Consider the following 22,113-nt stretch of genomic DNA (forward strand, 5'->3'; position numbering starts at 1 on the left):
CATGGAGCGTGGAGTTTAGCCCACGAAAACGCCGCCGCGTGCAACAGCCCGCTTCAGGGTTCCCCCGAGGGGAACGGGGTAGAACGAAAAGATACATTAGCACGATCGTTCGCAAATCGAGGAGATCCTTTGGCCGCACCTTCGCTCCCGACCCTGTCGTTCTCCCGCCTGGCCGCGCTGGCCTTCGCTTCGGCCGTGCTCGGCGTCTCGGCCGCGCAGGTCGACGTGGCCGGCGTCAAGCTGAACGACACCCTCGACCTGCGCGGCAGCACCCTGCAGCTCAATGGCGCCGGCGTGCGCTACAAGGCCGTCTTCAAGGTCTACACGGCGGGGTTCTACGTGGGCAAGAAAGTCTCCACGCCTGAAGAGGCGCTGGCCGCGCCGGGCCCCAAGCGCGTGGCGATCACCATGCTGCGCGACATCGAGGCCAACGAACTCGGCAAGCTCTTCACCAAGGGCGTGGAAGAAAACTCGCCCAAGAGCGAAATGGTCAACCTCATTCCGGGGCTGCTGCGCATGGGCCAGATGTTCGCCGACCAGAAGCAGCTCAAGGCCGGCGACACCTTCACGATCGACTGGCTGCCCGGCACGGGCACGGTGATCACCGTGCGCGGTGTGCCGCAGCCCGATCCCATCAAGGAACAGGCCTTCTTCAACGCGCTGCTGCGCATCTGGCTCGGCCCCGTGCCGGCCGACTGGAAACTCAAGGACGCGCTGCTCGGAAAGCAGCCGTAGCCGCGGCCTTCCGGCTCAAGCCGCCGCGCGATCGAGTTCGGCGAGCGAATCCACGAAGCCGTCGGCATCCACGCCGCGCACCGGCTCGCCATGGTTGTAGCCGTAGGTCACGAGCAGCACCGGGCAGCCGGCCGCACGTGCGGCCTTGGCGTCGTTGCTCGAGTCGCCGATCATCAGCGTGCGCGCAGGAACGGTGCCCAGCGCCTCGCAGGTCTTGGCCAGCGGCAGCGGGTCCGGCTTCTTGCGGGCGAAGGCATCGCCGCCGAAGGCGAACTCGAAGAAGCCATCGAGCCCCTTGGCGGCCAGCAGCGGCTTGGCGAACGAAGTCGGCTTGTTGGTGAGGCAGGCCAGGCGCAGGCCGCGCGACCGCAGCGCCTTGAGACCCTCGACCACGCCCGGATACACCGCCGAGTGCTGTCCGTTGATGGCGAGGTAGTGGTGCTGGTAGCGCTCCCAGGCCCGGTCGAAAAGCGCTTGCGCCCGTGCCTGCAGCGCCTCCGCAGCGGCGCCTCCCGATGGCGCATGGCCGCCCGAAGACATCACATGCGCGAGTGCCGAAAGAATCAGGTGCTCCGAGCCCTTGCCCACCATTTTTTCAATGGCCGCCGGCGCCACAGGAGGCAACGACAGGTCATCGAGCATGTGGTTCAGCGACACCGCGAAATCGCCGAGGGTGTCGACCATGGTGCCGTCGAGATCGACGATGGCGGCATCGAAGCGGGTGGGGTCGAAGCTAATAGAGTTCAAAACAAGCAATTAGAGTTCGAAAAATAGCCCAGCACTTTACTGGCCATCAAAAAATGGAGTTCAAACAATTCGAAAATCCTAGGTGAGAAAGCGAAGGTATGCCAGCAGTTGCCGCAGTTCTCGGCAGCGGTGATGACAGCACACCGACACGATGATCCGATCTCGAGGTGTGCACACCTGTTGCGCGAGAAGTCCGGTTGGCAAAGGCAGGTTTCGCACTGGCCAACAAAAACGCGCGCATTCTGTGGGCTGTCTATGGATCGACCTTTTCTCAATCGGCCTTTGCTTCTGTCCATTGGGCTGTGTCGGTAACGCCTTCCCCGAAATTGACGCAGGTCCGGCGTGGATTCCTGTTGACCATGAGGCGCACGACATCGCCGCGAGCGTAGTGGCCCGATGGGTCGTAGGCCGCCTTGGCCACGGCGATGTTGGCGAGATCGATGTCTGCGTAGAGCAGGCCTTCCTGGTCCTGAGGCATGTGCGGCACCAGAGGTTGTCCGTCGGGTCCGAAGATCATCGAGTAGCCGCCGCCCGGCTTGCAGCCTTCGGCATTGAGCAGCGCCACTCGGTCGGGCGTGTCGCACAGCGCGTCGAACATGTCCTGTCCGGTGACCGCGCTCGCGTGGAGCACGTAGCAGCCCCCTTCCAGCGCATAGATCTGGCTGGCGGCCAGGTTGACTTCATGTCCGAGCGCGTAGGCCTTGCCACGGTACAGGGTGAACGAGGGCCAGGATGCCACGTGCACCTGCTCGTGCATCGAGTACATCGCGTACTTCGACAGCGGCTGGATGTGCTCCGCGCAGCACAGCGCGCCAAGGCGGCCGACACTGGTGTCGACGACCTGGAAGTCGGTGCCATCCCCTTCACCGAACAGGGTGCGCTCGACGTGCGTGGGCTTCAGCTTGCGACGCTTGAACACCATCTCGCCCTTGTCGCTGATGAGCGCCTGACTGATGTACAGCGATCCGCCCTCGATCTCGGAGAAACCGATCACGACATTGATGTCCGACTTCTTGGCGGCCGCGGCGATTGCCGCCAGCTCCGGCCCGTCCACCCGCAGGGAATTGGCGTGGTATCTGGAGACGAACTGCATCCCCCATGCCGGCGCGCCGAGCCAGAGCCACCAGGGGTAGCCCGGGATGAACACCTCAGGAAACGCCACGAGCTTCGCGCCGTTGGCCCCCGCCTCGGCGATCAGGCCGATGGCTTTTTCCGTGGAGGCCTTCGCATCGAGGAACACCGGCGCGGCCTGGACGACGGCCACCTTGAAAGCTGTTTCGGACATCTGGATTTCCTTGACTGTGAGTGAATGCTTGAAGAGGACGGGTTTCAGCGGCGGGGCATGTCGCGCCGCACGCCGAATGGATCGATGGCCCATCGCCGGGTGACGAGGCTCCAGGCGCCGCCGGGCGCGAACACCATGGTGGCGATGGCGAGCGAGCCGAGGCCGATGAAGTACCACGAGCCGTAGCTGGCGAAGGACTCGCGCAGGAGGAAGTAGAGGATCGTTCCCAGAATGGGGCCCTCCAGCGTTCCGATACCGCCGAGCACCGCAATGAAGATGGCCGCGGCGGACCAGTTCAGCGAGAAGGTCGCATCCGGCGTCACCTGCAGCGTGTTCATGTAGGCCACGGCGCCCGCGAGGCCGGTGATGGAGCCCGCGATGACCCACAGCGCGAGCTTGGCCCGCTGAACCGAAACGCCGGATGCGGCCGCGGCAGCCTCCGAGTCCCTCACGCTCATCAGCGCCAGGCCCAGCTTGCCCCTGAGCATCAGGCGCGCGACGACGAGTGCCCCAATCCCGGTCATCAGCGCGGACCAATAGACACCCGCGTTGCGCGTCCAACGCTCGAAGCTCCCGAGCGCCTCGAGCGGCATGCCGCCCCCTGCGCCCAGCCATTCGTTGTTGAGCGTCAGGATCCGCAGCATCTCCGCGAGCACCCATGTTGCCACCGCGAAATGCGCGCCGCCGAGCCGAAACATCGGCAGCGCGCTCAGCAATGCGAAGAGTGCGGTCGCCGCCGTCGCGAGCGGCAGCATGATCCAAGGGTTGATTCCCAACCTGTTGGACAGGGCGAATAGGGCATAGGCCCCCACGCCGACAAACATCTGGTGCCCCACGACGACCAGCCCGCCGTAGCCTGCGAGCAGGTTCCAGGCCAGCGCCATCGCGAAGACGGTGAAGACTTCCACGAGGAGACGTTGGGTCGCGAAGCTGGTGAACCACGGTGCCAGGGCCAGGGCGCCCAGCACGGCGAGCAACACGACGCCAACTGCCGCCCTGCCCGCCTTACGCGGCCGGGCCCCATTCATCAGTGCGATCGAGTTCATCGCGAACCCTTTCCAAAAAGCCCTTGCGGACGGGCCAGCAACGCAATCAGGAAGACGAGGTGTCCGAAGAACGGGCCGAGGCCCGACGACACCTTGGCACCAAGGAGCTGCGCCACGCCGATGATCAAGCCACCGACAAACGTGCCCCAGACATTGCCGAGGCCGCCAAGCACAACGGCCTCGAACGAGTACAGCAGGCGCTCGGGCCCCGCCGTGGGCGAAAACGGCGTTCTGATGCCGTACATCACCGACGCCAGCGCGATCACGGCGAGGACGAAGCCGGTGACCAGCGCGAAGAAGTTGCGGTCGTTGACGCCGACCAGCCGCGCGGTGCCGGGGTCGTCCGCCACGGCGCGCGCCTGCCGGCCCAGATGCGAGTGGCCGATCAACCAGCTGGTGCCCGCGAAGATGCCCACACTGATCAACGTCGAGACGAGCGGCAGCAGGCCTATGGACACCCCGCCCAGGTCGAATCCCTGCAGGGCGAACTCGCCGGCCTGGAGGCTGCGCGTATCGGCCGTATAGACCTCCTGCAGGAGGTTCTGCAGGACGATCGAGAGCCCGAAGGTCAGCAGCAACGGCGAAAGCGCTCCCCTGCCCACCACGCGATTGAGCAGGACCCTCTGCAGCACATAGCCGATGACGAACATCACCGGGACCACGGCGAGCAACGAGATGAACGGACCGATGCCCAGGTGCTGCATCACCGTGCTGCACAGGTAGGCGCCCAGGACGATCAGGTCGCCATGCGCGATGTTGATCATCTTCATCACACCGAGGCTCAGGCTGAGGCCCAGCCCGAAGAGGGCATAGAGCGCGCCGAGCATCAGCCCGCCTGCGATGGTTTCGAGTAGTGCTTGCATGTCAGATTCCAAAGTAGGCCTGGGCAACTTGCGCGTGGTCCGCGTGTTCGGAGCTGCCTTCCAGCACCACGCGGCCTTTCTGGATGCAATAGAAGCGGTCGGACTCGGAAAGCGCGCGCTTCACGTTCTGTTCCACCAGCACGACCGCCAGCCCGTCCCTGCGGGCGCGGCCCAGGAGTTCATAGACTTCGTTGACGGCGACCGGCGAGAGTCCCAGCGAGATCTCGTCGCACAGCAGATAGTCGGGGTTGCAGACCAGCGCGCGCGAAAGAGCCACGAGCTGCTGCTGGCCGCCCGACAACGCCGTCGCCGGACGGTGCTGGAATGCTTCCATCACCGGAAATTCCTTCATCAGGCGCTCCACGGTCCACGGCCCCTTGCGGCCGTTGCGCATCGCCAGCTGAAGGTTTTCGCGGACCGTCAGGCTGGGAAACAGCCGCCGGCCTTCGGGCACCAGTGCAATGCCGCGATCGAGCTGCTTGCGCTCCGGCTCCCCGCCGACGGGCCGGCCGTCGAGCAGGACCCCGTCCGGTCGGGTGCGGACTGAACCGACGATCGAACGAAGCAGCGTCGATTTGCCCGCCCCGTTCGATCCGATCAGGGCGACGGTTTCGCCTGGCCTGACCTCGAACGTGAAGCCGAACAGCGCCTGGAACAGGCCGTAGTACGCATCGAGACGGTCAGTGCGCAGCATGGTCGACCTCCTCACCGATGTCGGAGCCGAGGTAGGTGTCCCGCACGGTCTGGTCGCCCATGACCGATCCAGGATCGCCGTCGCAGATGACGGCGCCGCTGGCAAGCACCACGAGACGGTCCGCCGCCGAGACCAGCGCGTGCACAAGGTGCTCGATCCAGAGAATGGTGACGCCGCTTTGATGGATCGTGACGATCAGCTGCAGCAATTGCTGCATCTCGCCGTCGGTCAGGCCCCCGGCCACCTCGTCGAGCAACAAGAGGCGCGGCTGCGTGGCAATCGCACGCGCGAGCTCGAGGCGCTTTCGCTGAAGCAGCGTGAGTGTGCCTGCCAGCTTGTCCGCGACCGGAGCGAGGCCGCAGCGTTCGATCGCATCGACCGCCAAGGCCTGTGCGGCACTCCCGGTCCCACTGCTGCCGAAGCTCGCGGCGACCAGGGCGTTCTCGTAGGCGGTCATGCCTTCGAACGGCTGCGGAATCTGGAAAGTGCGTCCGATGCCGGCGCGGCAACGCTGCGCCGCATCCAGCGTGGTGACGTCCATGCCATCGATAAAGACGCTGCCGCCGTCACAGCGCGTGCTGCCGGAAATGAGCCCGAACATCGTGCTCTTGCCGGCGCCGTTGGGGCCGATCACTCCGATGAATTCGCCCTCCTCGACGGAAAGCGAGAGCTTCGGGATGATCACCATGTCGCCGTAGCGCTTGGTTGTATCACGCAGTTCGAGCAGCATGGCAGCTCCTCAGCCCAGCTTCAGGAGTTCGAACTTGCGCTGCACGGGAATCTCCGGCGCCGTCTTGTTGTTCGTGATGAAGAGCTCCGGCTTGCCTGCCGCGTTCACCCGCCACTGGCCGCCGACGACACGCATCTTGGAGACGTTCTTGATGCCGCTCGACGTGAAGTCGAGCCTGCCGATGATGGTGTCGTGTTTCATCACGCGCACGGCGTCGGCCACCTTGACCGGGTCCTTGGGGTTGCCGCTGGCCTTGAGCGCCTGGATGCCCGCTTCGAACAGCGCATGGACGACGCCCATCGGCTGGGTCCACTCGCGCTTCGTAGCGACGGTGTAGGCATCGGCGAACTGCCTGGCCGTCTGGCCGGTGAGGCTCGACTTGAACGGATAGGCAGGCGTCCACCAGATCTCGGTGGACATGCCGTCGGCGCGCGGCCCGAGTGCGGCGACCCCGCCCGGGAAGAGCAGAGCCTTGGCGACAGTCGCGACCTTCGGCTTGAAGTTCATCTGCGCGGACTGCTTGACGAACGAAGCCCACTCGGGCGGATTGAACAGGCCGGTGACGATCTCGACGTTGTCCTTCTTGAACGCCTGGATGTAGGAGGAAAAATCGTCGGCGCCCACCGGGAACCGGCCGATGTCCACGACCTTGTAGCCTGCCTTGGCAAAGGCGCCGGGCATGCCGAGCTTCAGGTCGCCCATGGCGTTGCCCGGCACGTCGTTGCTGAAGACCGATCCCACCGCCTTGTTCGACGGCACGGCGGACCAGATGTCCAGATACACGTCGGAGATGTCTTCAAGGCCCCAGAAGAAGTGGAAGACGCTCTTGAAGCCCTTGGCCGGATCGCCCTTGAGCGGGAACATCCACGCTTGCCACGGGCCGACCGTCGAGATGCAGGGCACGCCGTTCAGTTCGCATTGCTGCGATGCGTTGGGGCCGATCGCCACCTGCGCCAGCATCAGGTCGATGTTCTCCTTGTTGATGAGCTCGGCCGCCAGGTTGGACTGCCGGTCGGGGCTGCTCTGGTCGTCGCGCGCCAGGATCTCGACCTTGTATTTCCTGCCCCCGACGACAAGGCCGTCCGCGAGCGACTTGCGCACCTGGTCGAGGATGAAGTCATCGGCCTCGGCGAAGGGAGAGAAAGGCCCCGTTTTGGGGCTGATGTAGCCGATCTTGATCATGTCCTTGTCGGCTGCCCAGACCTTGCCGGCCTGGCCGAGGGCCGCCACCGCGCCGAGCGCTGCCGCGCCGCGAAGCAGCTGGCGACGGTTGCCGAGGAGGCCCGTGTAGCTGGCGTTCTGCATGTAAGTGGATGTCTTCAAGGTGCGCTCCGTTGCGGTTACAGCCCTCCGCGAAGGCCTGCCCGAACTTTGCTTTTTTCCGGCACGCGCGACTTTGCTGGCTCGGCCGCAAAAGTTGACTGGAACGGCCCTGCCCGGGGGCCGAAACACGCGCGTCACCGAGGCGTGACCTAGGGTTTTCTTGGCATCAACCTTGCGTGATTTCCATCAAACTCCGGACATCCGGACTCATGCACCGGGCCTGCGCTACCCGGGCACCCAGCAAGTGCAACGTCAGCCCCAAGGCGGGCCGCCATGTCGACTTCCACCGTCAAATCGACCTCGATCCTCGCTTCCACTGCCGGCCTCGATCAGCACGACAAATTCGGCTACTGGCAGGACGTCGTGTGCCGTGCGCTGGTCGATCTCGAGTGCAGACCGGTGAGCGGCATGGCCTTCGAGGCCTCCGTCGAGGGATCGCGCCTCGAGGGGCTGAGCGTTGCCCGGATCGAAGCTTCGGCGCACCGCGTCGAGCGCCAGCCTTCGGCCATATCGCGCGCCAGCGAAGAGTCGCTGATCTTCAATTTCGTGCTCTCGGGCGTGGCCATGGCGCAGCAGGATGGAAGAAGCGTGGTGCTGAGGGCGGGCGACGGCGCCGTCTGCGACGCACAGCGCCCCTACTCGCTCAGATTCGACGACACGTTCAAGATCATCACGATCAAGCTGGCGCGTTCGGCCGTCGCGCACCGGGCCGGGAGCATCCATCGCATCACGGCAAGAAGCCTCGGTGAATCGAGTCAGATGTGCCCGATCCTTTTCGCGTACCTGGTCAGTTTCAGCAAGCAGGCCTCGCTTCTGCCGCCGGCCGCGTCGGAAAAGGTGGTGAGGAACTTCACCGAATTGCTGGCTGCCGCCCTGGACGAGGTCATCCTGGCCTCACCGCTGCCGCTATCCGAATACCGGGCCACCGCATTGATGCGCGTGAGGGACTTCGTGGAGCGCCATCTCGACGTGTGCGAACTTGACACGTCCATGGTGAGCACCGCGTTGAATCTGTCGCCGCGCTATATCAACAAGTTGTTCGAAGCCGAGAACACATCGTTGACCCGGTACATCTGGCGCCGACGCCTGGAGCGCGCGGCGGCCGATCTGCAGGATCCGGCGCGCGCCAGCCTCGGTATTTCGGCGATCGCGATGGCGCACGGCTTCAACGATCTGAGCCACTTCAGCCGGGCATTCCGGCAACGGTTCGACCTCTCGCCCCGCGCCTACCGCGCAAGCGGCGCCGCTTCAACCGCCTGAGGCGTCACCCGCCACCCGGCGAGCCGGCAGATCGCGCACCGTTGTGGCACCGAGCAGGGTCATGCCGCGGACCAGCTCATCAGCCAGGATTTTCAGCACGGCTGCCGCGCCCTGCTGCCCGCCCACCGCCAGGCCGTAAAGCGTGGGCCGGCCCACGAACACAGCCGTTGCCCCCAAGGCCAGTGCCTTCGCGACATCGCCACCACGGCGGATTCCGCCGTCCATGAACACGGGAATGCGTCCGCCGACTGCACTCACGACGCGCGGCAGCGCCGAGATCGCCGAGGGAGACGCATCGTTCTGGCGGCCGCCATGGTTCGACACGATCAGGCCGTCGATGCCGTGGTCGACCGCCATGCGTGCATCGTCCGGATGGAGCACGCCCTTGAGAAGGAGCGGTCCCTTCCACATTCCGCGAAGCCATGCCAGCGATTCCCAGACGAGCGACCGGTCCATGGCGCGGGCCAGCAAGGCCGCCTGCATGCTGGTCGAACCCGCGCCGCTCCCCGAGGGCGTCAGATTGGCAAAGTCCGGCGCGCCGCGCGGGGCCATCCGAAGCGACCACATGGGGTGACTCACCAGGTCCCAGGTCAGGCGGGGTGTCGGCCGAAACGGCATGCGGAACCCGTTGCGCAGGTCGAGTTCTCGGTTGCCGCTGACGGGAACGTCCACCGTCAGCACCAGCGCCTGGTAGCCGTCCTTCTGGGCACGCTCGACGATCTGGCTCGCCATCTCGCGGTGCATGACGTACAGCTGCATCCACTGCACGCCGCCTGGAGCGGCTGCGCGTACATCCTCCAGCCGCATGTTGGAAGCGGTCGACAGTGAAAAAGGAATGCCCGCATCGGCGGCCGCGGCCGCCAGCAGGCGGTCTCCCTCCGGCCGGACCAGGCCGTTGAGCCCAGTCGGCGCAATGCCGATGGGCAGCGCCCATTTCCGGCCGAAGACCTCGACGGAAGTGTCGACCTGCGTGGTGTCGCGCAGCACGCGCGGCGTGAGCTCGATGGACGACAGATCACCCGCGTTTCGCCGCATGCAATGGCCATCGTCGGCAGATCCTTCGATGTAGTCATGGACGAATCGCGGCAGCACCGCGCGGGCTCTGCGTCGATAGTCTTCGATGTTCAACAGCATGAGAATTTCCTGAGCGGCGGTGCGCGTGTCTCGTATCGATTGCGGCGTCAGGCGATGGCGCGCGCTTCCGCAAGGCGCACGAGAGCCAACAATGTCTCCGTGACAGGCAGCGTGATGTTCAGGGGGCCGGCCAGCGCCACGACGGCGCCGTTGATGCTCTCCACCTCGGTACGGCGGCCGGCCAACACGTCCTGCAGCATGGAGGGCTTGTGTCCCTTGTGTTGGGCGATGGCGCTCGCCACATTGCCCCAGCATTTGGCGGGATCGACATCAATGCCCAGGCGCAGTGCGACGGACAGGACTTCGGTGACAACGTCGTTTGCGAGGCGGCTGCCGTCGGGCACTTTGCCGAGTTCGTCGACCGTGCAGCCGGATACGGCGCAGATGCTGTTCAGTGCGGCGTTGAACGCGACCTTCTCCCAGATCGCCGCCCACACGGTGCTGTCCGAGGTGCAATCGAGCCCGGCCTTCGTGAGCACTTCGGTCACTTCGGAAACGAAGGGGCGATCGATTCCGTCGGCCGCCATGAGCCGCACGACGCCCTTGCCGTGCGAGTGCACGTGGCCGGGGCCGACCATGTCCGCCGGCCATGTGGTGACACCGATCAGGACGCGCTCCGGCGGCACGAACCCGGCGATCTTCTCGATATTGCCCAAGCCGTTCTGCAGAGACAGCACATGCACGCCTGGACCGATCAGATGCCGCACTCCGGACAGGGCCGCGCTGGTGTGCAGCGTCTTGGTGAATACCAGGAGCAGATCGGGGAAGCCGACGGCATCTTCCGGGCGCACGGCCTTCAGCGCCGTGACCTGCCGATCGCCGCCATCGGTCGCCAGGCGAAGCCCCTCGGTGCGGACTGCGCCGATGTGCGCGTCGTTCACGTCGATCAGCGTGACTTCGTTGCCCGACTCGGCGAGCAAGCCACCGAACAGCGACCCCATCGCCCCTGCGCCGACGATCGAGATCTTCATGATGACCTCTCCCGCGAAATACTTTGCAGCGGCAACACGCCTGGCAAGCTCTGGTCTCGACCACGCCGCAACAGCGCTTCGCGCCTGGGAATGTGCCGGCGAACGACGAGCAGCGCGACCATGGCGAAGAACATCGCCGTACCCAGCAACGCCAGATACGCCGTGGCCCCGCCCGCCGTGATCACGGCGGCCCCTGCGAAGGCGCTCAGGATGGCGCCGAGGCGCCCGAATGCCAGTGCGGACGCAGTCCCCGTCGCTCTGACGCTGGTCGGGTACATGAATGCGCACAGGGCGTACATGGTGGACTGCACGGCGTTCACGAACATGCCGTGCACGCCGAATCCGAAGATGAGCAGGCTGGTGTCCTTTCCAACGTTCAGGGTCTGCAGGGCGAACGCGCTTGCAGCGGCGCCGGCGCAGCACAGGACCAGCGGCCAGCGCGATCCGAAGCGAGAAATTGCCACCGCGCAGGCCAGCGCGCCGATCACGCCCCCGAGGTTGTAGGCCGTCAGTCCCGAACCGGCGACGCTCATCGAAAGCCCCTGCGACGCGAGCATCGTCGGCAGCCAGCTGAAGGCGGTGTACACGGCCGTCAGGCACATGAAGAACGCAGCCCAGGTCGCGAGCGTGTCGCGGGCCAGGCCGTTCGAAAAGAGTGCGCCGAAGCCGGCGCGCTTTTCGACGACTTGTTCAGCGGCGTCAGTGTAGGTAACGTCCTGAGCCATGGGGCGCCCCATGCGTCCAAGCAGTCTGCCCAGTTCGCCCCAGCGGGCCGGATGGCGGGCGAGGAACCGCGGCGACTCCGGCAGCGTGAAGAGCAAGAGCACCGCCAGGGCCATCGGGAAGGTACCGCCGATGAAGAACAGTGCGCGCCACCCAAAGGCCGGAAGCACTTCCGCGGCGAAGAGGCCTGCCAGCATGCCGCCGAGGGGCACGCAGACAATCGTGGCCGTCACGGCAAGCGTCCTGCGGCGGGCAGGCGTGAACTCGGCGGTGACCGTGGTCGAGCTCGGCAGCGCGCCGCCGATGCCCAGGCCGGCAACGAATCGAAGCACCGCCACGGTCAGCACGTCGGGCGCGAGGCCGATCGCACAGGTGGCCGCGCCGAACAGGAAGACGCTTGCGATGACGGCCAACCGGCGGCCGAAGCGATCGGCGAACAGCCCCGCACAGGCACTTCCGATGCCCATGCCGATCAGGCCCGCCGCCACTGCCGGGACGAAGGCTTCGCGCGTGATGCCCCACTCCTTGATCATCGACGGAATCGCGAACCCGATGAGCTGGCCGTCGAATCCATCCATCACGATCGAGAGAGCGGCCAGGAAGACCACGAGCTTCTGCATCGTCGTGTAGGGGCCGTCGTCCAGCAGCCGGCCGATGTCCGCATGGCCCTTGAAGGTCGCAGTGGTGGCGTTCATGGGCGCCCCCCGCGAGCCGGCGTCGAGCGCCGAAGAGAAGTGATGGTTCATGTCTTGTCTCCAGGTCGGGCGTCCGGCTTTGCCTGGCGCTCAGGGGTGGGTCGACTTATTGCTTCCGCTTCTTGGCGAGCGGTCGTGCACGAGTCAATAGACGAGTTCGTCGAACGGCAGCCCGACGTAGTTCTCCGCCAGGGCGGTCGAAGCGGCGCGCGAGCCGGTGACGTAGTCGAGTTCCGCGATCTGCACCTTGTGCTGGAATTCGTCGGCACCCGGGAAGCGATGCAGCATCGAGGTCATCCACCAGGAGAAGCGCTGCGCCTTCCAGATGCGCCGCAGTGCGATGTCGCTGTAGCGTTCGAGCAGGTCTTCACGGCCCGACTTGTAGAACTCCGCGAACGCACGAGCGAGGACGCGCACGTCGGCGACCGCCAGGTTCAAACCTTTCGCCCCGGTCGGGGGCACCACATGCGCCGCGTCCCCTGCCAGGAAAAGACGGCCGTACTGCATCGGCTCGGTCACGAAGCTGCGCATCCCGACGACGGTCTTGCTGAAGATCTCGCCTTCGATGGGCGCCCAGCCGTCGCGGGTGACCAGGCGAGCGCGGAGCTCGCTCCAGATGCGGTCGTCCGACCAGTTCTCGATCTTGTCCGTCGGCTCGCATTGAAGGTACATGCGCTGAACCTCGGGCGAGCGGGTGCTGACGAGCGCAAAGCCCCGCTCGCTCAGTGCGTAGATCAGCTCTTCGGAAGACGGAGGCGCCTTGCAGAGGATGCCGAGCCAGCCGAACGGATAGAGCCGCTCGAAGCCCTTCAACACGCCTTTGGGAATCGAGGGCCGGCTGACGCCTTGCGTGCCGTCGCAGCCGGCGATGAAATCGGCCTCGATGGTTTGCAGCTCGCCACCGGGCTGCCGAAAGCGCACGCTCGGCGACGTGGAGTCCAGCCCATGCAGGCTCACATCCGACACTTCGAACCGGATGTCGCCACCCGATGCCAGGCGCACCGCCACCAGGTCCTTGATGACCTCGTGCTGCGCATAGACCATCACGGCCTTGCCGCCGGTCAGCTCCGGAAAATCGATGCGGCGGTCGATGCCGTCGAAACGCAGGATCGTTCCTTCATGCCGGAAGCCCTCGCGTTCCATGCGGGCGCCCGCGCCGATCTCCTTCATGAGATCGACGGTCCCCTGTTCCAGCACGCCCGCGCGGATCGTGGCCTCGATCGCCTCGCGGCTGCGCGTCTCCAGGACGATCGACTCGATGCCCTGGAGGTGGAGGATGTGGGAGAGCATCAGTCCTGCAGGACCTGCTCCGATGATCGCGACTTGCGTTTTCATGAGGTGGTTTTCAGTCGAGGCGGATCTGGTTCTTGCGGATCAGCGCGCCCCATCGCTCGCGTTCCGCATGCACATAGGTAGTCATCTGTTGCGGCGTACCGGGCAGTGCTTCGAGCGACAAGGTTTCCAGCCGCGCCTTCACCGGCGTGGAGGCAAGCGCAGCCTGCAGCGTCTTGTTCAGGGTGGCGATGGTTTCGGGCGGCGTTCCCTTGGGAACGACCAGCCCCTGCCAGGCGGATGCATCGAAACCGGTCAGCCCCTGCTCGGAGAGCGTGGGAACGTCAGGGAAGTTCTTCAGGCGTTCCTTGCTGGCCACGCCGAGCGCCTTGAGCTTGCCCGACACCACGTACTGCTGGACCGTGGCGCTGTCCATGAGCGCGAACGGGATCTGACCCCCCACGAGGTCGATGACCGCCGGCGCGCCGCCGCGATAGGCTACATGCTGCAGCGCGAGACCGGTACGTTCCTTGAACAGCTCCGCGGCCAGGTGCTGGGGGCTGCCGGCACCCGCCGATGCGAAGCTCGCACCGTTGGGGTTGGCCTTGACCCATGCGACGAACTCTTTCAGGTTGTTGGCGGGGTTGCTCGGATGAACGACCAGCAAGAGCGGAAATCGTGCAAGCATGCCCACCGGCATGAAGTCCTTCTCCGCGTCGTAGGGCAGCTTGGCGAACAGTGCCGGATTGGCCGCCAGCGTGGCGAAGTCGGCGGTGAACATGATGTTCCCGTAGTCTTTGGATTTCGCCACGTAATCGGCGGCGATGTTCGTGGCAGCGCCGGGCTTGTTGTTCACGATGATCGTGCGCTTCAACGACTTGCCCATCTCCTCGGCAATCGTTCGTGCCACGGTGTCGGAGCCGCCGCCGGCGGCATAGCCGACAACCCATTCGATCGGTTTTTGATCCTGTGCGAGCGCCACGAGAGGCGTGGCGCCCATGGCGATCAGGGCGCAGGCGAGAGCCCGGCGGTTCATCGAAGCAAACTTCATTTTTCTTGTCTCCAGTTTTAAAAATCAGGGTGCTGCAGCTTCGCTGCCGCATGCCTCGGCTCGTCCACCTCTGCGCTTTGCGGACAGTGGCATGACGCCCGACAACGACGCCGGTGCGCCTGCGCGTTTCCTAGAAGGGGTATTGGCGCGGCGTGGTCTGCACCGTCAGCCAGCGCAGTTCGGTAAAGGCTTCCACGCCGGCTTTTCCGCCGAAGCGGCCGATACCGCTGCCCTTGACGCCGCCGAACGGCATCTGTGCTTCGTCGTGGACGGTGGGACCGTTCACATGGCAGATGCCCGACTCGATGCGCCCCGCCACCTGAATGGCTCGCGCCACATCCCGGCCGAACACCGCGGCCGCAAGGCCGTACTCGTTGTCGTTGGCGCAGGCAACGGCCGCTTCCACACCGCTGACCCGAACGATGCCTTTCACAGGGCCGAAAGCCTCCTCCCGGAAGATGCGCATTTCCGAGGTGACGTGATCGAGCAGCGTCGCGGGCATCAGGGTGTCTTTCGCCTTGCCGCCGGTGACGAGCTTGGCGCCCTTGGAAAGCGCGTCGTCGATCAATTCGTTGCAGCGGTTGACCGTGCCCATGTCCACCACCGAACCAAGCACTACAGGCCCCAGTCGTGGGTCACCCAGCGGAAGACTCGCGGCCCTTGCGCCGAGCTTGGCGACGAATTCATCGGCGATGCTCTCGTCGACGACGACGCGTTCGGTCGACATGCAAATCTGTCCCGAATTGGCAAATGCACCGAACACCGCTGCGTTGACGGCGGCATCGACGTCGGCATCGTCCAGGATGACCAGAGGGGCCTTGCCGCCGAGTTCGAGCACAACGGGCTTGAGGTACTTGGCACAGGTGGCGGCGATGAGTTTGCCGACGTGGGTCGAGCCCGTGAAATTGACGCGTCGAACTGCAGGGTGCGCCACCATTGCTTCGACGACCGAAGCGGCGTCGGCAGGCGCGTTGGTCACGAAGTTCACCACGCCCTTGGGGAAGCCGACCTCTTGCAGTGCCTCGACGATCAGCCCATGCGTGGCCGGACAGATTTCGCTGCCCTTGAGAACGACGGTATTGCCGCAAGCCAGAGGCGTCGCGATGGCACGCACGGCCAGGATCACAGGCGCGTTCCAGGGAGCAATGCCAAGAACGACGCCGGCCGGCTGCCGCACGGCCATCGCCAGATTGCCCGGCACATCCGAGGGGATGACCTCGCCGCTGATCTGGGTCGTGAGCGAGGCGGCCTCCAGCAGCATGCCCGCCGCCAGGTGGACATTGAAGCCTGCCCAGATAGCCGATGCGCCGGTCTCGGCGGCGACGGCAGCGGCGAAGGCCTCCGCCTTGGCTTCCAGCGCATGCGAAGCCTTCATGAGCAGCGCCCGGCGTTCGCCGGGGCCGGTGGTGGACCAAGTCTTGAAAGCCTCGGCCGCGGCATCCACCGCGGCAACGGCGTCTTGCGTCGTGGCCGCGGGTGCGGTCGTTGCCACGCTGCCGTCCAGAGGGTTGCGCCGCTCAAAGGTTGCGCCGTTGCGAGCGTCCGTGCGCTCGCCATTGATCAACATCGAAATCTTCATCGGCTTGTCTCCGTAAGTTGGTTTGAAAGAATGCGTGGGCGCGCTGGAACGGCAATGACTGGCGGGGTCAGGCGACCCGGACCTCCACGACGCGGGGCGCGTCACTGAACAGGGCCTCGTCGAGCGCCTTGCGAAGATCGGCCGGGTCGGTCACACGCACTGCGGCGCATCCCATCCCCTTGGCCAGCGACTGGAAGTCGAGATCGGGCAGTTCGGTGCCCTGCACGACATCGGTGGGCGAAAAGCCGAACACCGGCGCGAAATCCTGGAGTGCGGCGTACCGGCGGTTGTTCAGGATCACGAAGGTGATCGGCAGCTTGTTCTGTGCTGCGCTCCACAGCGCCTGGATGGAGTACATGCTCGAACCGTCGCCGATCAGGCAGATGACCCGGCTGCCGGGCTTGCCCAAGGCAACGCCCACGGACGCGGGCATGCCGTAGCCGAGGCCGCCACTGTCCATCGTGTAGAAGGCTTCGCTGCGGGTGAACGGCAAGTGGGCCTGCATCACGGGCCTTGCACTTGGCGCCTCCTCGACCACGATGTGGTCCGGCTTCCTTGCTTCCGCGAGCGTCTGCAGCACGTAGGCCACCGACATCAACGGCGTCGGCTCTGCGCGCGGCGCGGCCTTTCGTGCGGGGGGAAGCGGGCGAGTCTTCTTCGGCGGCAGGGCCAGCAGGTCGAGCAAGCTCAAACGGATGCTGCCGACCGCGGAGATGCCGACGGGCGCCCAGGCCGCCGTGTCGGGATCCTCAGTCAACTGGCAGAGGGCGGCGCCGGCAGGCACATGAGGGCCCGCGCCTTCGACGTGGTATGCGAAGGCCGGCGCGCCGATGGCGAGGATGAGATCGTGGCCCTCGAGCAGTTCGACGATGCGCTCGCGCATGGCCGGAAGGAAGCCGGCGAACAGGCGATGGTCTTCCGGAAAGCTGCAACGTCCGGACATCGGAGCCACCCACACACGGGCGTTGTGGGCCTCCGCCAATGCAACGACTTCGTTCCACGCGTCGTCTCGGTCGGTTGCAGCGCCCGCCACGAATGCCGGGCGCTCGCTTGCTTCCAGTGCGGCCGAGATCCGGGCAATGAGCTCGGGCTCCGGGCGCGATCGAGTGCTCACGACCCGGGTCGGAACCAAATCAGTGTGTTGATCCCAGTCGTCCACAGGCACCGACACCAGCACCGGACCGCAAGGCGGCATCATGGCCAGGTAGTAGGCGCGAGCAATCGCCAGCGGCACGTCTTGGGCACGGGCAGGTTCGATGCTCCATTTGACGTAGGGCTTCGGCAGCTCGGTGGCCTGGGCCGAAGACAGGAACGGGTCGAAGGGAAGGATCGAACGCGCCTGCTGCCCGGCGGTGATCACCATGGGCGTGCGGTTCTTGAAGGCGGTGAAGATGTTGCCCATGGCATTGCCCACGCCGGCAGCCGAGTGGAGATTCACGAACGAAGCGTTCCGAGTCGCTTGCGCGTAGCCGTCCGCCATGCCGACCACGCAGGCCTCCTGCAGGCCGAGAACGTACCGGAAATCACTGGGGAAGTCGCGGAACATGGGGAGCTCGGTCGACCCCGGATTCGCGAACACGGAGGTCATTCCGAAGCGACGCATCAAGTCGAACACAGCCTCGCGAACGGTGGTGGTGCTGGCGGCGGTGGCGGGTTGTGCGGGCGTCGCGGCAGTGGCGTGCGGTACGGGTCCGGTCATTTCGTGCTTTCCTGCTGGGCACCGCGAACTCGCAATGCTGTCTCGATGGCGGGAGTGTGAAATCGCGCGCCCATCTTGAAAATTGCCTTTTAGAGAAAAAGTCATTACTGTTTGGCATGACTTTCGATCTGCAGCACCTCGTCGCCTTCAACGCCATCGTTTCTTCGGGAAGCCTTGGGCGAGCGGCCGAGGCGCTCAACATCACCCAACCCGCGCTGAGCCGCACGATCCGCAGGCTGGAAGAGCAAGCTGGGGCACCCTTGTTCGAGCGACATTCGAAGGGAATGCAGCTCACCGATGTGGGCCGCGCGCTGCAGCCGCATGCACTGCTGCTGCAGCGGGAATCGGAGCACGCAAGCGAGAACATCAAGGCCATGCTCGGGCTGGCGAAGGGCACGATCCGCGTCGGTGCGGTCGGCAGCATCGCCTGCCTCGTACTTCCTTCGGCCATTGGCCGGACCTGCAGGAAGTGGCCGAGCCTTCAGGTTCAGATCATCGAAGGCGTCTGGGACCGGCTGGCGGACGCGCTCGTCTCGCACGAGATCGACCTGGCGCTCGGCGTCGACACCGAGGACACCGCCGAGATCATCGCCGTCAAGGACTGCCGATGGGAAGACACCAGCTACGTCGTGGCGGGCGGTCACCACCCGCTGCGCAAGAAAAAGAAGCTGAAGCTGGCGGACACCCTGGCCGAGCGCTGGGCGATCCTTCCAAAGGGAACCGGCCCCTTCGAGCACATGAAGAGCGTATTTGCGCGGCAGAACCTCGCGCTGCCCAACGTGGTCGTCGAGACGCGCTCGGTCATGGCGCTCAAGAGCCTGATCGGCCACTCGGGCTTTCTCGGGTGGATGCCGGCGCCGATGTACGACGCGGAACGAAAGGCCGGGCTGATCGATGCACTCGACATTCCCGGCGCAAGCGACAAGAGAATCCTGACCGCCTTTCGCCGGCGGGCCGGCATGCTGCCGGGCCCCTCGGTCAAGCTGCTCGAGGAGCTCCGCGCGCTGACGGCAGCATGAAGCAACGTGAAGCACGCATCGAGCGAAGATGCTCAGACGACCATGTGCTGCTCGATCCGCTCGCGGCCCAGGGCGGCGAAGCTGCCTTGCAAGACAACCTCTCCGTGATCCAAGACCAGGACCGAGTCGGCAAAGGCTGCCACGAACTCCAGGTTCTGCTCGACGATGATGAATGAATCGCCGCCGGCCTTCCTGCGGTTGACCATCGCGGCCATCCGGTCGATGTTTTCCGGCTGCACACCCTCGGTGGGTTCGTCGAGCATCGCGAGCTTTGCCTTCAGCCCTAGGGTCCGGGCGAAGGACAACAGCTTTCGCTCGCCGCCGCTCAGCGACCCCGCCCGTTGGCCCAGCCGGCGTTGGAGCAGCGGAAAGTGCTCGAAGACCTCCGCGTAGCGTTCGGCGTTGCGGTCGTCGAGGTGCAGCCACAGGTTGTCCGCAACCGTCAGCTCGCCGAACACGACGTTCTCCTGGGGCGCGAATGCGATTCCCAGGCCAAGCCGGGCGTGAAGTGGTTTGTCGCCGAGCGCCTGGCCGTTCCAGTCGATGTCACCGCTCGTGAGCGGCAGCTGGCCGGCCAGCGCCTTCAGCAGCGTGCTCTTTCCAACGCCGTTTCTTCCCACGATGGCGAGTGCATGACCGGGCTGGACTTCTCCAGATACTCCCCGGACCACGACGGTGTCCCCATAGCCGCATACCAACCCATTGAAGACCAGTGTCATTTGCGACCTCCTGCGTACACCGCTCGCACCGCCGCGCTGGCCTGGATGTCCGCGAGCGAGCCCTTGTCGAGAAGACGCCCCTGGTGCAGCACATACACGTCACCGCCCATGGCATCCACCGCGGTGATGTCATGCTCGATCAGCAGCGCAGCCGCACCGATCTGGTTCACCAGGGTCTTGATGGCATCGATCATCTGATGGGTCTCGCCGGGCGACAGGCCTGCGCAGGGCTCGTCCAGCAACACCAGCTTCGGCTCGGGAAGAAGCGTCATCGCCAGTTCCAGTGCCTGCCGATGCCCTTGAGCCAGGGTGCCGGCTGGAGCGTCAAGCTGCGACGCGAGAGCGGGAAACTCTTGCAGGATGTCGGCCAGAAGCCTGGTACGCCATCCCAGAGTGGCCAGCTTCAGCGTGTCGAAGCCGGATGCCCGCCCTGCCCAGACAGCCAGACCCAGGTTCTCCCGCACCGTGAGGTCGGGAAACACCGATGGCACCTGCATCTTGCGCCCGATGCCCTTGCGCGCCACGCGCCAGGCAGACAGGCCGCCGATATCGTGGCCGTTGAGCGTGACCTTACCGCCGAGCAGAGGAAGCCGACCCGTGATGACGTTGAACGAAGAGGTTTTCCCCGCGCCGTTGGGACCGATGACGCAACGGATACCGGGCCCGCTGAGGGCAAGGGAAAGCCCATCGAGAATCGTCACGCCCGACTGGGCCGTCTTCACCTCGTCGAGGGTCAAGGAAACAGGCGCCGTGGACGTGGCCGCCTCATGCACGGCGGGGGCTGGCGAATCCTCGCCGTGGCGCGGGTCGGCCCGACGCTTCAGCAGACCGGCGACCCCGTTCGGCAGGAACAGCACCACGACGATGAAGAGGGCCGCCACCGCGACTTCCCAGTAGAGAAACTGCTCCCGAAGCTCGGCGGACGCGTAGCCCACCACAGTGGCACCGAGCAATGGCCCCAGCGCGCTCCCCTTTCCTCCGACGGCGGCCCAGATGACGAACTCGGTCGAGAGGATGAAGCTCATCGCCTGAGGAGTCACGATGCCCTGGTGCGCGGAGAAAAGGGCACCTGCCGCCGCGGCGAGCAAGGCGGAGAACGCATAGGCGTTTGCCTTGACCCGGTCGGTTGCGTACCCGAGCAGCTGGAGCCGCTCCTCGTTCTGCGCCACCGCCTCCCAGATCACCCCGATGGGTCGGGACGCCAGCATCGCAAGCGCGAGCGTCGAGATGGCTGCGACTGCCGCCACGAGCCAGTACAAGGTCTCGTACCGGGACGTGCCGGGAATGTCCGGAATGTTCGCCATGCCGTTGAAGCCGCCGGTGAGACCGCTCCACTGCTGCGCCGCAAGGAAGCCCAACATGGTCAGCGCCAGGGTGATGAGCGAGAAATAGGGGCCGCTGCGCGAGCTTCTGGCGAAGACCAGGCGTGCGATGACGTAGGCAAGCAACGCTGGCGCCGCCACGGCAAGGGGCAGCGCCAGGTACAAGGCGGGGTTCGACCCCGCGCCCTTGAGCATCCCCCCGAAGAGGTAGGCACCCAGCCCGAAGAAGAGCGCGTGCCCCAGAGGCAGGAACCCAAGGCGCCCCCAGCAGAGGGCCACGCCCTGCGCAGCAATCCCGTAGATCAGGAACAGGGCAATCTGGTACGCCACGAACTCGCTGGACGCGAACGGCAGCGCAACCAGGACCGCGGCCAGGAAGGTCGCCGATCTAGCGTCGCGAGAAAAGGCCATTGGGCTTGAGCCACAAAAAGAGGATTGAGAGCATCAGCACGACCGCATAACCGCTGGTCTGCCCTGCCACGCTGCTGATGATTGCCTGCGAGCCGCCAATGATTCCGACACCGCCGAACATGCCACCCAAGGTCCCAAGGCCGCCCACGACCAGCACGAAGAAGGCGTCCAGGAGGTAGTCGACGCCGATGCCCGGTTCAATGCGGATCAGCGGCGCCAGGAGTACGCCGGACAGCCCGGCGAATACGACTCCGATGACGAACGCCTGCGAAGCGAGTCGCCTGGTGTTGATGCCCAGCGCTTGCGCGAGAACAGGATTCGCCGTCATGGCACGCACCCGAAGCCCGGCCGCACTGCGTCGATACCAGAGGTAGAGCCCCGCCATCACGACGACCGCCAGAACGATCAGCGCCAGGCGATAGGCCGGGTACTGCGAACCGAAAACCGTCATCGGCTCGGTCAACGTCGATTCGACGTTTCGGTACTCCCTCCCGAAAACCGCTTCGACGAGCTTTCGCATGAGCATGGCGAGCGCCCAGGTCGCAAGCAGCGTATCGAAAGGCCGCGAGTAGAGCGGCCGGATGAGCCAGCGCTCCACCACGTACCCGAGCACGCCGCACAAGACCACCGACAGAGGAACCGCGGCCAGCAACGGCAGCCCGAGCTTCTGCACTGTCACCGCCGAATAGGCCCCGAGCATCACGAACTCCCCGTGCGCCATGTTCATGACGCCGAGCAAGCCGAAGACAATCGCCAGGCCCAGCGTCGTGAGCGCGAGCGTGGCCAATTCGTAGGCGAGATTCAGGCCGTGCAGCGTGATGTTGCCATCGAGCAT

20 protein-coding genes are annotated in these 22,113 nt (G+C 65.4%); 3 read left to right on the forward strand and 17 right to left on the reverse strand.

Translation table 11 applies throughout. The features are described 5' to 3' along the window. The first annotated feature begins 129 nt into the window (after positions 1 to 129). Positions 130 to 735 (forward strand): chalcone isomerase family protein, encoded by a 606-nt coding sequence (locus ACAM55_RS21505; RefSeq protein ID WP_369653467.1) that lies wholly within the window; start codon positions 130 to 132, stop codon positions 733 to 735. A 15-nt stretch (positions 736 to 750) separates the two neighbouring features. On the opposite strand, the gene gph is transcribed toward ACAM55_RS21505, so the two are convergent. The 7 genes from gph to ACAM55_RS21540 all read right to left on the reverse strand — a co-directional run bounded on the left by gph (position 751) and on the right by ACAM55_RS21540 (position 7,423). Continuing rightward, entirely contained in the window at positions 751 to 1,482 is a 732-nt protein-coding gene (gph, locus tag ACAM55_RS21510; protein ID WP_369653468.1) for a phosphoglycolate phosphatase, read from the reverse strand. Positions 1,483 to 1,753: 271 nt separating this feature from the next. Beyond that, positions 1,754 to 2,767, reverse strand: coding sequence for a nitrilase (locus ACAM55_RS21515; protein ID WP_369653469.1), 1,014 nt, complete (start codon positions 2,765 to 2,767; stop codon positions 1,754 to 1,756). Between the two features lie 44 nt (positions 2,768 to 2,811). After that, positions 2,812 to 3,813, reverse strand: coding sequence for a branched-chain amino acid ABC transporter permease (locus tag ACAM55_RS21520; RefSeq protein ID WP_369653470.1), 1,002 nt, complete (start codon positions 3,811 to 3,813; stop codon positions 2,812 to 2,814). After that, entirely contained in the window at positions 3,810 to 4,676 is an 867-nt protein-coding gene (locus ACAM55_RS21525; protein ID WP_369653471.1) for a branched-chain amino acid ABC transporter permease, read from the reverse strand. The genes ACAM55_RS21520 and ACAM55_RS21525 overlap by 4 nt, the downstream gene beginning before the upstream one ends. Position 4,677: 1 nt before the next feature. Then, entirely contained in the window at positions 4,678 to 5,370 is a 693-nt protein-coding gene (locus tag ACAM55_RS21530; RefSeq protein ID WP_319439051.1) for an ABC transporter ATP-binding protein, read from the reverse strand. After that, a complete protein-coding gene (locus ACAM55_RS21535; RefSeq protein ID WP_369653472.1) occupies positions 5,357 to 6,100 on the reverse strand; it encodes an ABC transporter ATP-binding protein in 744 nt (247 codons plus the stop codon). The genes ACAM55_RS21530 and ACAM55_RS21535 overlap by 14 nt, the downstream gene beginning before the upstream one ends. Positions 6,101 to 6,109: 9 nt before the next feature. Continuing rightward, entirely contained in the window at positions 6,110 to 7,423 is a 1,314-nt protein-coding gene (locus ACAM55_RS21540) for an ABC transporter substrate-binding protein (RefSeq protein ID WP_369653473.1), read from the reverse strand. Between the two features lie 273 nt (positions 7,424 to 7,696). On the opposite strand from ACAM55_RS21540, the gene ACAM55_RS21545 reads away from it, so the two are divergent. Further along, positions 7,697 to 8,683 (forward strand): helix-turn-helix domain-containing protein, encoded by a 987-nt coding sequence (locus ACAM55_RS21545; protein ID WP_369653474.1) that lies wholly within the window; start codon positions 7,697 to 7,699, stop codon positions 8,681 to 8,683. On the opposite strand, the gene ACAM55_RS21550 is transcribed toward ACAM55_RS21545, so the two are convergent. The 7 genes from ACAM55_RS21550 to mdlC form a co-directional block, all read right to left on the reverse strand. Then, complete coding sequence (locus ACAM55_RS21550; protein WP_369653475.1) at positions 8,672 to 9,817, reverse strand: alpha-hydroxy acid oxidase; 1,146 nt, start codon at positions 9,815 to 9,817, stop codon at positions 8,672 to 8,674. The two genes, ACAM55_RS21545 and ACAM55_RS21550, sit on opposite strands and share 12 nt — an antisense overlap. A gap of 47 nt (positions 9,818 to 9,864) precedes the next feature. Then, positions 9,865 to 10,788: a ketopantoate reductase family protein gene (locus ACAM55_RS21555; RefSeq protein WP_369653476.1), complete on the reverse strand. Its 924-nt coding sequence runs from the start codon at positions 10,786 to 10,788 to the stop codon at positions 9,865 to 9,867. Then, positions 10,785 to 12,206: an MFS transporter gene (locus ACAM55_RS21560; protein WP_369656448.1), complete on the reverse strand. Its 1,422-nt coding sequence runs from the start codon at positions 12,204 to 12,206 to the stop codon at positions 10,785 to 10,787. The genes ACAM55_RS21555 and ACAM55_RS21560 overlap by 4 nt, the downstream gene beginning before the upstream one ends. Positions 12,207 to 12,350: 144 nt before the next feature. After that, the gene (pobA, locus tag ACAM55_RS21565) at positions 12,351 to 13,541 is read right to left on the reverse strand and encodes a 4-hydroxybenzoate 3-monooxygenase (RefSeq protein ID WP_369653477.1); all 1,191 of its coding nucleotides are present in this window, start codon (positions 13,539 to 13,541) and stop codon (positions 12,351 to 12,353) included. A gap of 10 nt (positions 13,542 to 13,551) precedes the next feature. After that, on the reverse strand, positions 13,552 to 14,529 hold the full coding sequence (locus ACAM55_RS21570; RefSeq protein WP_369653478.1) for a Bug family tripartite tricarboxylate transporter substrate binding protein: 978 nt from the start codon (positions 14,527 to 14,529) through the stop codon (positions 13,552 to 13,554). Between the two features lie 130 nt (positions 14,530 to 14,659). Beyond that, complete coding sequence (locus ACAM55_RS21575; protein ID WP_369653479.1) at positions 14,660 to 16,108, reverse strand: aldehyde dehydrogenase; 1,449 nt, start codon at positions 16,106 to 16,108, stop codon at positions 14,660 to 14,662. A 67-nt stretch (positions 16,109 to 16,175) separates the two neighbouring features. Beyond that, a complete protein-coding gene (mdlC, locus tag ACAM55_RS21580) occupies positions 16,176 to 17,807 on the reverse strand; it encodes a benzoylformate decarboxylase (protein ID WP_369653480.1) in 1,632 nt (543 codons plus the stop codon). Between the two features lie 116 nt (positions 17,808 to 17,923). Between mdlC and ACAM55_RS21585 the strand changes: the two genes are divergently transcribed. Beyond that, positions 17,924 to 18,826 carry a LysR family transcriptional regulator gene (locus ACAM55_RS21585; RefSeq protein ID WP_369656449.1) on the forward strand — a complete coding sequence of 301 codons (903 nt, stop codon included), beginning with the start codon at positions 17,924 to 17,926 and terminating at the stop codon, positions 18,824 to 18,826. A 32-nt stretch (positions 18,827 to 18,858) separates the two neighbouring features. On the opposite strand, the gene ACAM55_RS21590 is transcribed toward ACAM55_RS21585, so the two are convergent. The 3 genes from ACAM55_RS21590 to ACAM55_RS21600 are packed head-to-tail and all read right to left on the reverse strand — an operon-like array spanning position 18,859 to position 22,113. Further along, positions 18,859 to 19,545 carry an ATP-binding cassette domain-containing protein gene (locus ACAM55_RS21590; protein ID WP_369653481.1) on the reverse strand — a complete coding sequence of 229 codons (687 nt, stop codon included), beginning with the start codon at positions 19,543 to 19,545 and terminating at the stop codon, positions 18,859 to 18,861. Beyond that, a complete protein-coding gene (locus ACAM55_RS21595; RefSeq protein WP_369653482.1) occupies positions 19,542 to 21,278 on the reverse strand; it encodes an ATP-binding cassette domain-containing protein in 1,737 nt (578 codons plus the stop codon). Before ACAM55_RS21595 ends, ACAM55_RS21590 begins: the two co-directional genes overlap by 4 nt. Beyond that, the gene (locus ACAM55_RS21600) at positions 21,256 to 22,113 is read right to left on the reverse strand and encodes a branched-chain amino acid ABC transporter permease (RefSeq protein WP_369653483.1); all 858 of its coding nucleotides are present in this window, start codon (positions 22,111 to 22,113) and stop codon (positions 21,256 to 21,258) included. Before ACAM55_RS21600 ends, ACAM55_RS21595 begins: the two co-directional genes overlap by 23 nt.

It is taken from the genome of Variovorax sp. V213 (genome assembly GCF_041154455.1).
In the GTDB taxonomy this organism is placed as follows: domain Bacteria; phylum Pseudomonadota; class Gammaproteobacteria; order Burkholderiales; family Burkholderiaceae_C; genus Variovorax.

Excerpts from the sequence above, each read along its gene's own strand:
- ACAM55_RS21570 (WP_369653478.1), bottom strand. The coding sequence starts at position 14,529 with ATGAAGTTTGCTTCGATGAACCGCCGGGCTCTCGCCTGCGCCCTGATC.
- ACAM55_RS21535 (WP_369653472.1), bottom strand. The coding sequence starts at position 6,100 with ATGCTGCTCGAACTGCGTGATACAACCAAGCGCTACGGCGACATGGTG.
- ACAM55_RS21525 (WP_369653471.1), bottom strand. The coding sequence starts at position 4,676 with ATGCAAGCACTACTCGAAACCATCGCAGGCGGGCTGATGCTCGGCGCG.
- pobA (WP_369653477.1), bottom strand. The coding sequence starts at position 13,541 with ATGAAAACGCAAGTCGCGATCATCGGAGCAGGTCCTGCAGGACTGATG.
- ACAM55_RS21560 (WP_369656448.1), bottom strand. The coding sequence starts at position 12,206 with ATGAACGCCACCACTGCGACCTTCAAGGGCCATGCGGACATCGGCCGG.
- ACAM55_RS21575 (WP_369653479.1), bottom strand. The coding sequence starts at position 16,108 with ATGAAGATTTCGATGTTGATCAATGGCGAGCGCACGGACGCTCGCAAC.
- ACAM55_RS21520 (WP_369653470.1), bottom strand. The coding sequence starts at position 3,813 with ATGAACTCGATCGCACTGATGAATGGGGCCCGGCCGCGTAAGGCGGGC.
- ACAM55_RS21555 (WP_369653476.1), bottom strand. The coding sequence starts at position 10,788 with ATGAAGATCTCGATCGTCGGCGCAGGGGCGATGGGGTCGCTGTTCGGT.
- ACAM55_RS21595 (WP_369653482.1), bottom strand. The coding sequence starts at position 21,278 with ATGGCCTTTTCTCGCGACGCTAGATCGGCGACCTTCCTGGCCGCGGTC.
- mdlC (WP_369653480.1), bottom strand. The coding sequence starts at position 17,807 with ATGACCGGACCCGTACCGCACGCCACTGCCGCGACGCCCGCACAACCC.
- ACAM55_RS21515 (WP_369653469.1), bottom strand. The coding sequence starts at position 2,767 with ATGTCCGAAACAGCTTTCAAGGTGGCCGTCGTCCAGGCCGCGCCGGTG.
- ACAM55_RS21585 (WP_369656449.1), top strand. The coding sequence starts at position 17,924 with ATGACTTTCGATCTGCAGCACCTCGTCGCCTTCAACGCCATCGTTTCT.
- ACAM55_RS21590 (WP_369653481.1), bottom strand. The coding sequence starts at position 19,545 with ATGACACTGGTCTTCAATGGGTTGGTATGCGGCTATGGGGACACCGTC.
- ACAM55_RS21600 (WP_369653483.1), bottom strand. The coding sequence starts at position 22,113 with ATGCTCGATGGCAACATCACGCTGCACGGCCTGAATCTCGCCTACGAA.
- ACAM55_RS21550 (WP_369653475.1), bottom strand. The coding sequence starts at position 9,817 with ATGCTGTTGAACATCGAAGACTATCGACGCAGAGCCCGCGCGGTGCTG.
- ACAM55_RS21545 (WP_369653474.1), top strand. The coding sequence starts at position 7,697 with ATGTCGACTTCCACCGTCAAATCGACCTCGATCCTCGCTTCCACTGCC.
- ACAM55_RS21530 (WP_319439051.1), bottom strand. The coding sequence starts at position 5,370 with ATGCTGCGCACTGACCGTCTCGATGCGTACTACGGCCTGTTCCAGGCG.